Below are 13,363 nucleotides of genomic sequence, written 5' to 3'. Positions count from 1 at the left end.
CGGATTGCCGCCGCGTTGGGATGTAGCGCGGCGGCTTTTCCTGTTAGCCGTGCATTCCCAGACCGTTGGCGATCTTCCAGATACGCCAGTGGTCATGCGGCATATGGCTCTGAACAAGGCCAAATGGGCGGAATGCATCATGCACCGCGTTCGAGAACGCGGGCACGCCGCCGACATTGGGGCTCTCGCCCACGCCCTTGGCACCAATCGGGTGATGCGGAGATGGCGTCACCGTGTGATCAGTGGTGTAATTGGGCGTCTCCCATGCCGTGGGCAGGAAGAAGTCCATCAGAGTACCGGTCTTCACATTGCCCATCTCATCATAGGCGATTTCCTGACCCATCGCGATGGCCAGCGCCTCGGTCACGCCACCGTGGACCTGACCTTCGATGATCATCGGGTTGATCCGGGTGCCGCAATCGTCCAGCGCATAGAATTGCCGAACGTCCCATTCGCCTGTATCCACGTCGATCTCCATGACGCAGATATAAGCTCCGAACGGATAGGTCATGTTCGGCGGGTCATAGTAGCTGACGGCCTCAAGACCGGGTTCCAGTCCTGGGATCGCCTTATTGTAGGCGGCAAAGGCGATTTCCTTCATGGTCTTGAACCGCTCGGGCGCGCCTTTGACTGAGAACCGATCCACGTCCCATTCAACGTCGTCGTCATGGACTTCCAACAGGTAGGCGGCGATCATCTGCGCTTTGGCACGGATTTTACGTGCAGCCATTGCCGTCGCTGCACCCGCCACAGGCGTGGATCGTGAGCCATAGGTGCCAAGTCCATAAGGCGCGGTGTCCGTGTCACCTTCCTCCAGCGTGATATCGTCGGCAGGCAAGCCGATCTCACTGGCGATGATCTGGGCAAAGGTCGTGGCATGGCCCTGACCCTGACTGATCGTCCCCAACCGCGCGATGGCCGACCCAGTCGGGTGGATTCGAATTTCGCAGGAATCGAACATGCCGAGCCCGAGAATATCGCAGTTCTTCACCGGTCCCGCGCCTACGATTTCAGTGAAGTGCGTCAGCCCAATACCCAACAACTTGCGGGTCTTGCCCGATTTGAAGTCCTCAATCCGCTGCGCCTGTTCGGCGCGCAAGTCTTCGTAGCCCACGGCCTTCAATGCCTTATCCCAAGCGGTGTGGTAATCGCCCGAGTCATACTCCCAGCCCAGCGCCGATTGATACGGGAACTGATCTTTGCGGATAAAGTTGATCCGGCGCAGTTCAGCCGCGTCCATGTTCAGCTTGATGGCCAGAACCTCGATCATCCGTTCGATGAAATAGGCGGCCTCGGTCACCCGGAACGAACAGCGATAGGCGACACCACCCGGTGCCTTGTTGGTGTAGACACCATCCACAGCCAGATAAGCGGTGGGGATGTCATACGACCCGGTGCAGATGTTCATGAAACCGGCCGGGAATTTGGTCGGGTCGGCGCAGGCGTCGAACCCGCCATGATCCGCCGTGGTGTGACACCACAGGCCAGTGATCTTGCCATCCTTGGTCGCAGCGATCTTGCCCTGCATCCAATAATCGCGGGCAAAGGCGGTGGACATCAGGTTTTCCATCCGGTTCTCGACCCATTTTACCGGCTGGTCGGTGACAATCGAGGCAACGACCGAGCAGACATAGCCCGCATAAGCGCCAACCTTGTTGCCAAAGCCACCACCGATATCAGGGCTGATCACGCGAATGTTGTGCTCGGCCAGACCCGAGATCAGCGACACAACGGTTCGGATCGCGTGGGGGGCCTGGAAGGTGCCATACAGCGTCAGCTTGCCGTTTACCTTGTCCATCGACGCCACACAGCCGCAGGTCTCCAACGGACAGGGATGGGTGCGGTGGTAATAGACCATTTCTTCGGCCACGACATCGGCCTCTCCCAGAACGGCTTCGGTCGCGTCCTTGTCGCCCTGTTCCCAGGTGAAGATGTGGTTGTGATGCTTGCGCGGTCCGTGTGCGCCCTCGGTCTGACCCGCAAGGTCTTCACGTAGGACAACGTCCGATTTCAGCGCCTCGAACGGGTCGGTCAGAACGGGCAGTTCTTCGTAGTCAACCTCGACCAGCTCAGCCGCATCCGCCGCGATATAGCGGTTTTCGGCGACGACATAAGCGACTTCCTGGCCCTGGAACAGAACCTTGCCATCGGCCAACACCATCTGCTTGTCACCTGCCAGCGTCGGCATCCAATGCAAGCCTAGCGGAGCCAGATCCTCGGCCGTCAACACAGCAACAACACCGGGCACGGCCATCGCGGCGTCTTTGTTTACACTGACAACGCGGGCGTGGGCGTAAGGCGAACGGACGAATGCGCCGAACAGCATCCCGTCCAGCTTGATGTCATCGACGTAGTTGCCCTTGCCTTGGGTAAAGCGCACATCCTCGACGCGCTTTCGGGCGCAGCCCATCCCTTTGAGATTGGCGGCGCGTTCTTCGGGGGTCATGGTTTGATCGTTCATTCCGCGGCCTCCTTCTGAGCGTTCAGCATGTCAGCCGAGGCCGAGATCGCCTTGACGATGTTCTGATACCCGGTGCAACGGCACAGGTTCCCAGCCATACCGAATCGAATTTCTTCCTCAGTCGGGTTCGGGTTTTCCTGCAGCAAGCGATGCGCGCGGGTAATCATGCCCGGCGTGCAGAATCCGCATTGCAGCCCGTGATGTTCCCGGAACATCTCTTGCAGAACACCAAGGCTGCCATCGTCATTGGTCAACCCTTCGACAGTGGTGATATCGGCGCCGTTCACCTGCGCCACAAAGGTGGTGCAGGATTTGACGGACTTGCCATCGATATCCACGGTGCAGGCACCGCAATGACTAGTCTCGCACCCGATATGAGGACCGGTGATTTTCAGATCTTCCCGCAGGAAGTGGATCAGCAGCGTGCGCGGCTCGGCCAGACCTTCGACCTGCTTGCCGTTCACGGTGAGTTTGACGTGCATTTTCGACATAAGTGTTCCTCCCTCAGCCCGCGCGGCTTTGCGCACGGTCTATGGCGCGGCGCAGCATCACGGCGGCCACGTGTTTCTTGAATTCGACGGGGCCGCGATTGTCAGCCACTGGATCAATCGCTTCGAGCATTGCTGCGACGCAGCCGTCGACGTCGCCGCCGGCCAACGCTCTACTGGCCGCCTCAGACCAGATGGGCGTATCCGCCAGATTGGTCATAGCGACCGAGGCCTGGCCGTTGCCAACCATCACCGCGGCCGCAGCGGTCGCGTAATCGCCGATCTTGCGCTTCTGCTTTTCATACGCCTGTCCGACGCCCGCACCCGGTACCGGGATCGAAATCCGGGTCAGGATTTCCTCATCCTCGCGCGCGGTGAAATAGGCAGCCTCATAGAAATCGCGGGCTGCCACGCTGCGGTTGCCATCAGGACCAGACAGTTCGAACGTCGCGTTCAGACACTGCATCAGGCCCGGCATGTCATTACCCGGATCACCGTTTGCGACGTTGCCGCCAACGGTACCCATATAACGCACCTGAGGATCAGCGATCTGCAACGCGGCCTCGCGGATCAAGGGAACGGCCGATGCCAGACCGTCATGCGTGATCAACTCATGCTGAGTGACCATCGCGCCCAGCGAGACGGTATCAGCCCCGATCTCGATGCCTTTCAGTTCATCAATGGCCTGCAGATCAACCAGATGGCCCATTTCGGCCATGCGAAGCTTCATCATCGGGATCAGGCTGTGGCCGCCTGCGATCACACGCGCCTCATCTCCGTGTTCCTGTAAGATGCCAATGGCCGAGGCGATGTCGCCTGGCCGGTGATACTCAAAACCGGCTGGTATCATGTTTTTCCTCCCTGGGTCCGAGCGGTATGCCTTGGGGGACCTGCGGGGAAGGAAAGAACACTGGGGGCAGCCATTCCAGCGGGTGGAAACGGGGCGCGCAGCTTGTTTCACGAAACGCGAATTAGCTGCACGAGTTGCGACTAAAGGCCCAGCGCCTCGCGAATGTCCGTCAGGCGGGATCGGCTGACCGGAACCTTGGCCAACGCGTCAACCCCGTCGAAGTAGCAGGTGCCGTTGTCCTTGTGCCTCTCAAAGCTTGAGACATGTTCGGGATTGACAAGATAGCTACGATGCGCCCGCAGGAAACCATCTGGTTTTAGCCGGCTTTCGGCCTCGGTAATCGACCAGGGGCAGAAAAGCTTATCGGCATCCATATACAGCACGGTGTAATGCCCCTCGGCCCGGATTGCGGCTATTTTTCCGGGTTGGGCAAAGAAGGTTTGGCCGTCCCGCTCGTACGGAACACCTGCACGCGGTACGACCGGCGCCGGTTCCGGTTCGGGTTCCACAGAAGGCGCAGCGCCGGTGGCCGTCTCGGGGCCGACAAACGAAATGCCGGTCAGCAGAAAGGCACCACAAATCAGAAACACCGAAACAGTCACACCCATCGCCAGGACCTGATTGTTCAGGGCCGGTCCGGCTCCGCCTGCGTTGTCCGTCGCGACAAAGTCGGTCAGGCCGGTTGCCACGAAGTGCATCGTGAATACAGCCAGGCCAAAACAGGCCGTGCCCAGCAGGATATTGCGCTGGGTTCGATTGTCGTACGCAACCCAAATGGCGGCAACGGAGAGCACAACCGACGCAAGCGTTGCAATTGCCACATCCCAAGCATTGTAGACTGGGCGGCAAAGCTGCATCCCTGACATGCCCACGTAATGCATTACCACAATTCCAAGGCCGACGATGACACCGGCGCCGATCATTGTTTGCACTGTCCGGGGACGGAAATGCAAAAGCAGCAGGGCCAGACCGACCATCAGAATTGCCACCAAAGCTGAAATCAATGTGATCAGCGCGTCGTAATAAAACAGAATTGGCAGTTGCAAACCCAGCATTGCCACAAAGTGCATGGACCAGATGCCGCCACCCAGTATGATCGCAGCCAGAGCGACGATGAACTTGCGTCTTTGGTCGTTCAGCTTTGAGGCTCCATGCGTCAGATAGAGCCCGGTAAAACCGGCCATCAATGCCACGGCAAGCGATGCCGCCACAAGCCAGCCGTTATGCGAATAGTCCAACATGTAGGTACATGCGCCCTCCCTGGCGCAGGGACGACGTTAACAAACCTGTTTTATTGGCACAATCGGCTCGAATGATCCATCAGTCAAATCTTTTTGGAACCTGTGACTAAGACGGGATTCAACGAAAGCATTCTGTTTCGTGCTGGCCGGTTATTTCGACGTTTGGCGACCGCCACCAATGGCACCTCACACTTCCAGAACTTCACAACCAAAGCACCATATCAACTCTAAAGTCACTGGAGATCACTGTCTTTTCCAAAGCAACCAAACGAGGCCCGCAGAACGTACCGATTGACACAGATCAATGCACTTGCAACCTTCATATAGTGAAATACGAATATTAATCATGATCTACGTTCACTGACCTGTCCCCAAGCAAACATGACAGTGAGCGAAATTTGAATAGCGTGGACGTTCCACACGGGGGCTCGGCAGGAGTGGTGGCGAGCCCCCTCTTTGTTCACAATCCGCCAAAGAGCCTGAACGTTGAGACGCAAGGAATACGGCGCGAATTGGATCGCAAGACCTGGCCGCACCGCCAAATGCGGACGGTGACAACAACGACACCGCTGGCGACGTGCCAGCAAGACATTCGGTATAAACTCTGATGAGCACCGTTGAACCGCCAGAACAGAAACTCAAACGGGCCCTTACAGCACCGTTGCTTACGCTTTATGGCCTGGGCGTAACGGTCGGAGCAGGAATTTATGTGCTCGTCGGCGCGACGGCGGACATAGCCGGCCCGTATGCCGCATTTTCGTTTGTCGTAGCAGCACTCGTCGTCTCGCTGACCGCACTTTCATATGCAGAACTCGCAACGCGATTTCCGGTCAGCGCAGGAGAGGCAGCCTATGTCGAGGCGGGATTTCAGAAAAACTGGATGGCAATGCTGGTCGGTCTGGCGGTTGCGGCCTCGGGCGTTATCTCGGCCTCTGCCGTCGCGATAGGCGCAGCCTCCTATCTTCACGCATTAACGGGTCTGGCAATACCGCTTCTGACTGTCAGCGTTGTGTTGATTATGGGGCTTATCGCGCTGTGGGGGATTACAGAATCGGTGCTTGTTGCTGCGGCCATCACGATCATCGAGATTGCGGGGCTTCTCTTTGTGATCGGCTGGGGCATGTCGGTTCAGGACCCGCAGGGATATAATGTCAGCTCCATGCTCCCTCCACTTGAGCTTGAAGCGTGGCGAGGCATCTTCGCTGCATCTCTTCTCGCTTTTTTTGCATTTGTCGGTTTTGAGGACATGGCAAATGTCGCCGAAGAAGTAATTGACCCTGTTCGTACCATCCCGAAAGCAATTTTGCTGACGCTCATACTGGCGACGGTACTGTATCTTGGAACATCGCTGACGGTGCTGCTGGTTGTCCCGATTGATGTTCTATCAGCGTCTGCTGCGCCGCTTGCACTTGTTTTTGCAAATGCCCCCGACGTGATCAAACAGGGTTTTTCTGCAGTTGCGATCGTGGCGACTGTTAATGGAGTCCTGATCCAGATGATCATGGCATCGCGGGTGATCTATGGGCTGGCTGACAGGGACCATTTGCCGAAAGCCTTGGCCATTGTGCCTAAAGCAACCCAGACGCCTGTGGTTGCCACACTGCTCGTTGTCGCAACAATCCTTCTTCTGACCCAAACCGTACCGATTGGGATCTTGGCGGAGCGCACATCACAGATTGTTCTGGGGGTTTTTGTCCTCGTCAATGTCTCGCTGATCCTTCTGAAGGTGAAACCGAACGGGTCTGAAGAACACTTCCGGGTGCCTCTTTTCGTTCCGATCCTTGGCGTGATCACCAGTGCATTGCTTTTCGGAGCTGGATTTCTCTAACTAAATGCAAAGGCAAACGGGCCATCAGCAATTCCAGGTTGGCATATGACCACTGACCGATCTTCGACAGGAACGCAGCTCTCAGATTGGTGGCACAGAACCTTTGTGGATCTGGCTCAGCAGTTGCAATGGTCCTACCTGCCGCCTTTGATGGTCTACTTCGCGGCTGGCGTCTCCGGTTTGACCTCGGTTGTCGGTGCTTTTTTTCTGAAGGATTACCTCGATTTATCAGCGTCTTTTGTCGCAGGTCTGGCATTTTGGGCCGGTCTTCCCTGGATTCTCAAAATGCCGCTGGGCCACATCGTGGATCTGTTCTGGCGCTGGAAATCCCTGTTGATCCTGTTTGGCGCGTCCCTGATTACCCTTTCCCTGCTCACAATGTACGGGCTTGTGACCGCGCCCACTCGGATGGCCGGCGTCATGCCGCTGGAAGACTGGTATGTTGTCGCCCTGCTTCTGGCGCCTTCCGGCTATGCCATTCAGGATGTTGTCGCCGACGCCATGACGGTCGAGGCGGTTCCCAAGGTCGACCAGGGCGGCCTTGCGTTTACGCCTGAAGAAACCCGCGCCCAGCACACGACAATGCAGACCTTGGGCAGAGTTTCGATCATCTCAGGGTTTGCAGCGGTTGCGGCCGTCAACATCTGGATATTCTCAGGAACGGAAGATCTGCAAAAATCTGACCGGCTTGCTCTCTACGGCCAGGTTTACCTGATTGCGTTGATCATCCCTGTGCTGTCCGTCAGCGGTGTGGTGCTGCACTCACTGATACAACGTCAGCGGCTTCGTCAGGGTCACCCACTGCATACCCCGGATGAGGTGACCGAGGTCAAATGGTCCATATTGCTGGGTGGCTTCGCGTTTGTTGTGTTCAGCATAGTGTTGGGAACCGCGGAATTCGAGTTCGCACAAGAGGTGGTGTTTACCGTTTCTCTCACGGTGATCCTGTACCTCATGTCCCGTCTTCTGAAAGAACTGGAACTCGCCCAGGCGAAAGCCCTGGTCGGTACGGCAATAATCATTTTCGTGTTCCGTGCAGTTCCTCTGCCGGGGCCGGGACTGACGTGGTTTGAAATTGACGAATTGGGGTTCGACGAGCAGTTTTTGGCAATCCTGGCTCTGCTGACGTCCTTGCTGGCATTGCTTGGATTGATCGTCCTGCGGCCATTCATGGCGAAACGCTCAATCGCCCACGTGGTGGTGGTGCTTACGATCGCGGCTGGTCTGCTCTCTCTTCCAAACCTTGCCCTTTACTACGGCGTTCACGAATGGACGGCAGCGCGTACAGGCGGAGTTGTCGACGCCAGATTCATTGCCATTCTCGACACGGCTGTTGAATCGCCTCTTGGGCAAATTGCCATGGTCCCGTTGCTGGCCTGGATCGCACGCAACGCCCCGGTCCAACTGAAAGCGACCTTTTTTGCGGTGATGGCATCGTTCACCAACATGGCGTTGTCGGCGGCCAGTCTCGGAACAAAATACCTGAACCAAACATTCGTCGTTACACGCGCGGTGACCAATCCGGAAACGGGTGTCGTCACCTCGACTGCCGACTACAGCCAACTCGGGTATCTGCTGATTGCAGCCGCCCTGATCACTGTCACGGTCCCGCTGGCGGCGGTTTTCCTTGTACAGAAGTCCCGCTTCCGAACAAGCGACTGACTACAGGCCTTCTGCCTCGCTCAACAGTTCTTTGAGGTGCGCAACCGGAACGCCAATGTTGGAGCCGCCAAACTCAGGCAGGATCGCGGCGTTGATGGCGACTACCTCACCTCGCCGGTTCAAGGCGGGTCCTCCGCTTCCGCCGGTTGTGGTTTCGGCGTCGTAAACGATGGAACCTGGGCTTGCTCTGGCAACGATCCCCCGGCTGGCCAGCGGATGAATCTTGCTTTGCTCGGACAATCGGGAAGCTACGGACCAGAAATTGACCGAACCTTCCTTCTCCAGCGTTTGAAGAAAGCCCGGCCCCGCCTGCGCAATCAGCGCCTTCAAGCCCGTCGGATATCCCAACAGGTAGACTTCTTCGCCTGCGTTTGGCGGTTCATCCGCCAACGGCACGCCCAGCCCCTGAACCCGATCAGGAGCTACTGACAAAAGCGCGACATCGGCCGTTTCGCTGAACTTCTCCAACTTGGCCCCAATCGGATCCGGTTGACCTGGCAAATAGGCCAGCAGCCTCAGCATTTCCGCTTCCAACCCCGCACTTTTCAAAGCGTCCACCCGGTCGCGGGACGTCCACGGCAAGGCAACATGGCGATTGGTGGCCATAAGCGGAACACCTTCCAGCAGAAAACCGGTTCCCGTGAACTGGAATTCAGCTGGTTCGCCCGTGCCGTCCGGTTCGATCCAGGGCTGCCCAAACGGGGTTTTCAGGTTTTCTCCGTCCGGCCCCAACATGTGCCGCAAGAGCTTCCCGCTTTCCAGATGACGCAACCCGTAGGCACCCTGAATGAATGCGACAGACTTAGATGAGGCGGTAATTACCCGTGTCGATGCGCCTGCTCGCTGTTCAAGGGTTCCGAGACGCTGCTCGGTCGACGTGACTTGGTTTTCAAAGGCATCCCGCAACGAGGCCAGATCGTCCGGGGTCAGCGCATTTTCACGTGTCTGCGCAAGCATCACCGCAACCGCTTCGATTTTGCGAGATTCCTGTTGGATACTGTCCGCCAGCCTTTGATCGTTTTGATAAAGCAGAAACACAAGGCCCGCGATCAGCAGAAGTGCAGCGACGACCGTGATCCTGAACAGAACTGTCGTCTGAGACGCTAGCCGACGACTGCTGTCGCGCAGCGCGCCGGACATCCTTTTGGCAAACGGCCGCCGGCTTGTTCGGGCGTAAGCGTAGGCGTCACTTAGGATTTCTTCGACCGTATGACGCGCCGGGTAGGTTTTGCTACATAACCTGTACCGGGACATTGGGCCCTTTTCGCCGAACTCGATCATGTCGCCGTGCCCGAGACTCGCGGACGATATTTTGCGCCCATTCACCCAGACATTACGCCCAGACGACGCAGTTATTGAATAGCCACCGTCCGCCCACTGAAGAGTTGCGATATCGTTGTCGTGCGGAGGCATGTCGTCTTTGGGGCGAAGACTCAACGCCCGGCTTTCACCAACCGAAACAGTAAGGGCATTGTCGGCCAACCAGCTCACGTTCCCGCGCGACGGTCCGGTCAAATTTTCAAGGAGGGCACGCACGCCCCCCTCGTCGGGGCACGGCGATGAGCTTGTGTCAGCCGCGTCTGAGTTCCGCAATTTAGCCCCCTTTTCAAAGGCCACGCAGAGGTACTTTAGCACACGGCTGTACAAAACCTATTGCTTCGTTTTGGGCGCTAGGAAGGATTGGATTTCTCTGTCAGTTTAGCATCAAATCCGTGCCAGCAGGTTCACCAAACCGCACACTCCTTGGATTGCAAATCAAAGAAGGCCGACCGATGATCGGCCTTCAGTTTCAAGCCCCAGCCGAAATGCCACCTATTTGGATGAAACCTTGATCTTGCGGCTGGGATCCCGAGGTTCGGTTTTCGGCATGTTGATGCTCAGAACGCCCTTGTCGAAGGTGGCCGAGATATTCTCGACATCAACAGTGTCCGGCAGCGTCATTGCCCGTGAAAAGCTGCCATAGCTTCTTTCGCTGACACGCAGGTCGCCCGTCTCATCATGTGTGATCTTCTTCTGGCCTCGCAGGGTGAGGCGGCGATCCTTGATTTCGATTTCAACATCGTCTTCTTCCAGACCGGGCAATTCCGCCGTCAGAACAATTGCCGTATCCGTCTCTTGAACATCAATGGCCGGGGAAATTGCGCCGGACATATCAAGAGATGGCAGACCCGTGCGCTGCGCAGCCGTTTCCAGCGGTAAAAACGGAGAGCCGCCTCCTAAGAACCGCGACATCAGGGTTTCCATTTCACGTCGAAAGTTGTCGGAGAGCGGATGCGTTCCGCTGAAAAGTTGCGGGGACTTTTTGTCTTCAAGCATTTCTAAATCTCCTCCTTTTGTCCGGCTATACGGACGCCGTATTATCGCAGAAACCCCGGTCAAGAACCTTGATCTTGCGCAAGGGAATGCTCGCATCTTTTTCCCGCCTGGCCGTTCGGACCGGCCAGTCTTCTGCCACCATTTCGGAACATGACAGCACTCCAACAGGCATAGCGTTCCGGACGGGAAAACATCCGATCACAGGAAGCTTGATCGCCAACCGGGGCTCGCCTAGCCTAGCCCCTTGAGACAGCGGGAATGTCCCAACTCTGGCGCAGTGGAGCAAAACCATATGAAATGGCCCTATCTGGCGCTGATCTATGTTCTGCTGATCTTGGCGCCGTTGGGCTTTTCCTGGTCACTTGGCTGGCCACCGCGATCTTTTCACCAAGAACTCGCATCAGGGCTGGGAATGATTGGACTTTCGATCATTCTGGTGGAGTTCCTGCTCTCCGGGCGCTTCAGGTTCATTTCTTCCGGTGTGGGTATGGATGTGACCATGCGCATGCATCAGCTGATGGCGCGCGCGGCACTCGTTTTTGCGTTGATACACCCGCTTCTTTACCAGGGCACGCCTTCTGGCGGACATCGCCCGTGGGACGTATCGCGCCAACTGACGATTACGACAGACTTTCCGGCGCTGGCCTCGGGCGTCGCTGCCTATTTCCTAGTCGTCGTTCTGGTCGCCTCGGCGGTCGCCCGAAAAAGCCTTGGAAACAAATACGAAACATGGCGTCTTTTGCACGGTCTCGGAGCTCTGGCATTGGCCGGTTTGCTTCTTCATCACACAATCTATGCAGGTCGCTACGGTGGGCATCCGTCACTGACATATCTGTGGTTCGCAATGACCGGCATTGTCGTTGGTACTCTGTTTTATGTCTATTTCGCCCGCCCCTTGTTTAAGATGCGGAAACCGTGGCGTGTTTCCTCGGTCACTCGTCTGACACCGAAGCAATGGGAATTGCGCCTCAAACCGGTCGGTCATCAGGGCCTCAGCTTTGAAGCGGGCCAGTTTGCCTGGCTCAATGTGGGGCACAACGTCTTTTCACAGCGCGAGAACCCGTTTTCGATTAGCTCGGCACCGGGTGAAGGTCCTGAAGTTTCATTCGTGATAAAAGAGCTTGGGGATTTCACAGGCAGTCTCGGGCAGATCGCGCCGGATACGCTGGCCTATCTCGATGGCCCCCACGGGAACCTTTCGGTCGGCAAACGCGCTGAACAAGGCATTGTTCTTATCGCAGGTGGTGTCGGCATCGCCCCTTTGCTCAGCATACTGCGCCAAGTTCGTCTGAGCGCAGAGCGACGCGATATCAAGCTCATCTATGGAAACCGGATCGAGGAGCAGATTGTTTATCGGGAAGAACTGACCAGGGAAGATACTGTATTTGTTCTATCCGAGCCCCCGAAGAACTGGAGCGGTGAAACAGGTTGGATCGACGGCGCCCTCTTGGACCGAACGCTTTCTTCAGAACATTATGACAACTGGCTTTTCGTACTCTGCGGCCCCACTGCCATGATGGACACTGTCGAAGATCACCTTGTTGCCCGGGGAACACCTTCGCATCGGGTTCTGTCTGAAAGGTTTGACTATGATTGATCCGTTTAGAAACCTGTCCGCGCGCCGACGGGTCAAACTGGCAGTGTGGTCCATCAATGTTACTGTTTGCGTCGCAATCTTATTATTTGCCCTGAGATAGCGCGGACGTCCACTGGGTAGTGCAGAGAAGACCAGCCATCACAGCAGAAATTCTTCCCCGCGTAAGGCGTCGTCATGCAAATTTCAGAAACACGTTCAATGTATTGGAATCGCCAGCCTCAACTTGCGCCTTTGATTAAGATCAAAGGCGAACTCACGCCAATTCATAATACTTGAAACGCTTCTCAGACCGATTTGTGGGAGGATCGGAATGACAGTACTTATCGTCTTTGCCACTGTTGAGGGCCAGACGGCCAAAATTGCGCATTTTATCAGCAATGTCGCGAAGAAATCCGGCTTTGACACAAGACTGATCAATACCGATCAACTTCCCGGTCAGGTAAAACTGGACGATGTGGATCGCGTTGTTCTGTTGGCTCCTGTTCACGAACGTCGACACCCTGCCTCATTCGAAGCTTTCATCGCGTCGTTTAAAGACGAGTTGGTGAAACGAAAAACACTCGTGCTTTCTGTGGGTCTAAAGGCGGCCTTTGCATCGGGGCGCGAGGAAGCCCGCGACTACCTCACCGAGATGTTGTTGCGAACGAGTTTCGAACCAGATGCGTCAGCATTGGTCGCAGGCGCGGTGAGACCCGACAGCTACGGATATTTTGAGAAAGAGATCGTTAAACACGTCGTCTTGTTGGGTCGGAAAATCGATCCGAGAGATGGCGTGCGGGAATTCACAGACTGGGACGAACTCACGTCGATTGTGAAGGGGTTTCTGGATGGGAACTACCTGACAATATCAGACAATTCCTAACTCAATACACTGAACCCATTCTTTCATAGTGTTTGGACCTGACCATCGAACCCAGACA

10 protein-coding genes are annotated in these 13,363 nt (G+C 56.4%); 4 read left to right on the top strand and 6 right to left on the bottom strand.

Going from position 1 to position 13,363, the window contains the following annotated elements; genetic code table 11:
* Window positions 1-43 precede the first annotated feature (43 nt).
* The 4 genes from ACR0FE_RS11115 to ACR0FE_RS11100 form a co-directional block, all read right to left on the bottom strand.
* Complete coding sequence (locus ACR0FE_RS11115; protein ID WP_480912784.1) at window positions 44-2,461, bottom strand: aerobic carbon-monoxide dehydrogenase large subunit; 2,418 nt, start codon at window positions 2,459-2,461, stop codon at window positions 44-46.
* Window positions 2,458-2,952, bottom strand: a complete 495-nt coding sequence (locus tag ACR0FE_RS11110) for a (2Fe-2S)-binding protein (protein ID WP_093963851.1) — start codon at window positions 2,950-2,952, stop codon at window positions 2,458-2,460. The genes ACR0FE_RS11115 and ACR0FE_RS11110 overlap by 4 nt, the downstream gene beginning before the upstream one ends.
* A gap of 13 nt (window positions 2,953-2,965) precedes the next feature.
* The gene (locus ACR0FE_RS11105; RefSeq protein WP_170614566.1) at window positions 2,966-3,799 is read right to left on the bottom strand and encodes an FAD binding domain-containing protein; all 834 of its coding nucleotides are present in this window, start codon (window positions 3,797-3,799) and stop codon (window positions 2,966-2,968) included.
* 140 nt (window positions 3,800-3,939) lie between these two features.
* Window positions 3,940-5,040 (bottom strand): MHYT domain-containing protein, encoded by a 1,101-nt coding sequence (locus tag ACR0FE_RS11100; protein WP_170614565.1) that lies wholly within the window; start codon window positions 5,038-5,040, stop codon window positions 3,940-3,942.
* Between the two features lie 607 nt (window positions 5,041-5,647).
* Between ACR0FE_RS11100 and ACR0FE_RS11095 the strand changes: the two genes are divergently transcribed.
* Together ACR0FE_RS11095 and ACR0FE_RS11090 are read left to right on the top strand one after the other, a co-directional pair.
* The gene (locus ACR0FE_RS11095; RefSeq protein WP_480912783.1) at window positions 5,648-6,868 is read left to right on the top strand and encodes an APC family permease; all 1,221 of its coding nucleotides are present in this window, start codon (window positions 5,648-5,650) and stop codon (window positions 6,866-6,868) included.
* A gap of 45 nt (window positions 6,869-6,913) precedes the next feature.
* The gene (locus tag ACR0FE_RS11090; RefSeq protein WP_480912782.1) at window positions 6,914-8,530 is read left to right on the top strand and encodes an MFS transporter; all 1,617 of its coding nucleotides are present in this window, start codon (window positions 6,914-6,916) and stop codon (window positions 8,528-8,530) included.
* On the opposite strand, the gene ACR0FE_RS11085 is transcribed toward ACR0FE_RS11090, so the two are convergent.
* Together ACR0FE_RS11085 and ACR0FE_RS11080 are read right to left on the bottom strand one after the other, a co-directional pair.
* Window positions 8,531-10,021: a trypsin-like peptidase domain-containing protein gene (locus ACR0FE_RS11085; protein ID WP_480912781.1), complete on the bottom strand. Its 1,491-nt coding sequence runs from the start codon at window positions 10,019-10,021 to the stop codon at window positions 8,531-8,533.
* 321 nt (window positions 10,022-10,342) lie between these two features.
* A complete protein-coding gene (locus ACR0FE_RS11080) occupies window positions 10,343-10,846 on the bottom strand; it encodes an Hsp20/alpha crystallin family protein (protein ID WP_480489626.1) in 504 nt (167 codons plus the stop codon).
* Window positions 10,847-11,138: 292 nt separating this feature from the next.
* On the opposite strand from ACR0FE_RS11080, the gene ACR0FE_RS11075 reads away from it, so the two are divergent.
* Window positions 11,139-12,443 (top strand): ferredoxin reductase family protein, encoded by a 1,305-nt coding sequence (locus ACR0FE_RS11075; protein WP_480912780.1) that lies wholly within the window; start codon window positions 11,139-11,141, stop codon window positions 12,441-12,443.
* A 310-nt stretch (window positions 12,444-12,753) separates the two neighbouring features.
* Complete coding sequence (locus ACR0FE_RS11070; protein ID WP_480912779.1) at window positions 12,754-13,305, top strand: flavodoxin domain-containing protein; 552 nt, start codon at window positions 12,754-12,756, stop codon at window positions 13,303-13,305.
* Window positions 13,306-13,363 lie beyond the last annotated feature (58 nt).

It is taken from the genome of Ruegeria sp. K7 (assembly GCF_056531785.1).
The sequence above is the reverse complement of the archived record's forward strand: the minus strand, read 5'-3'. Positions and strand labels throughout refer to the sequence as shown.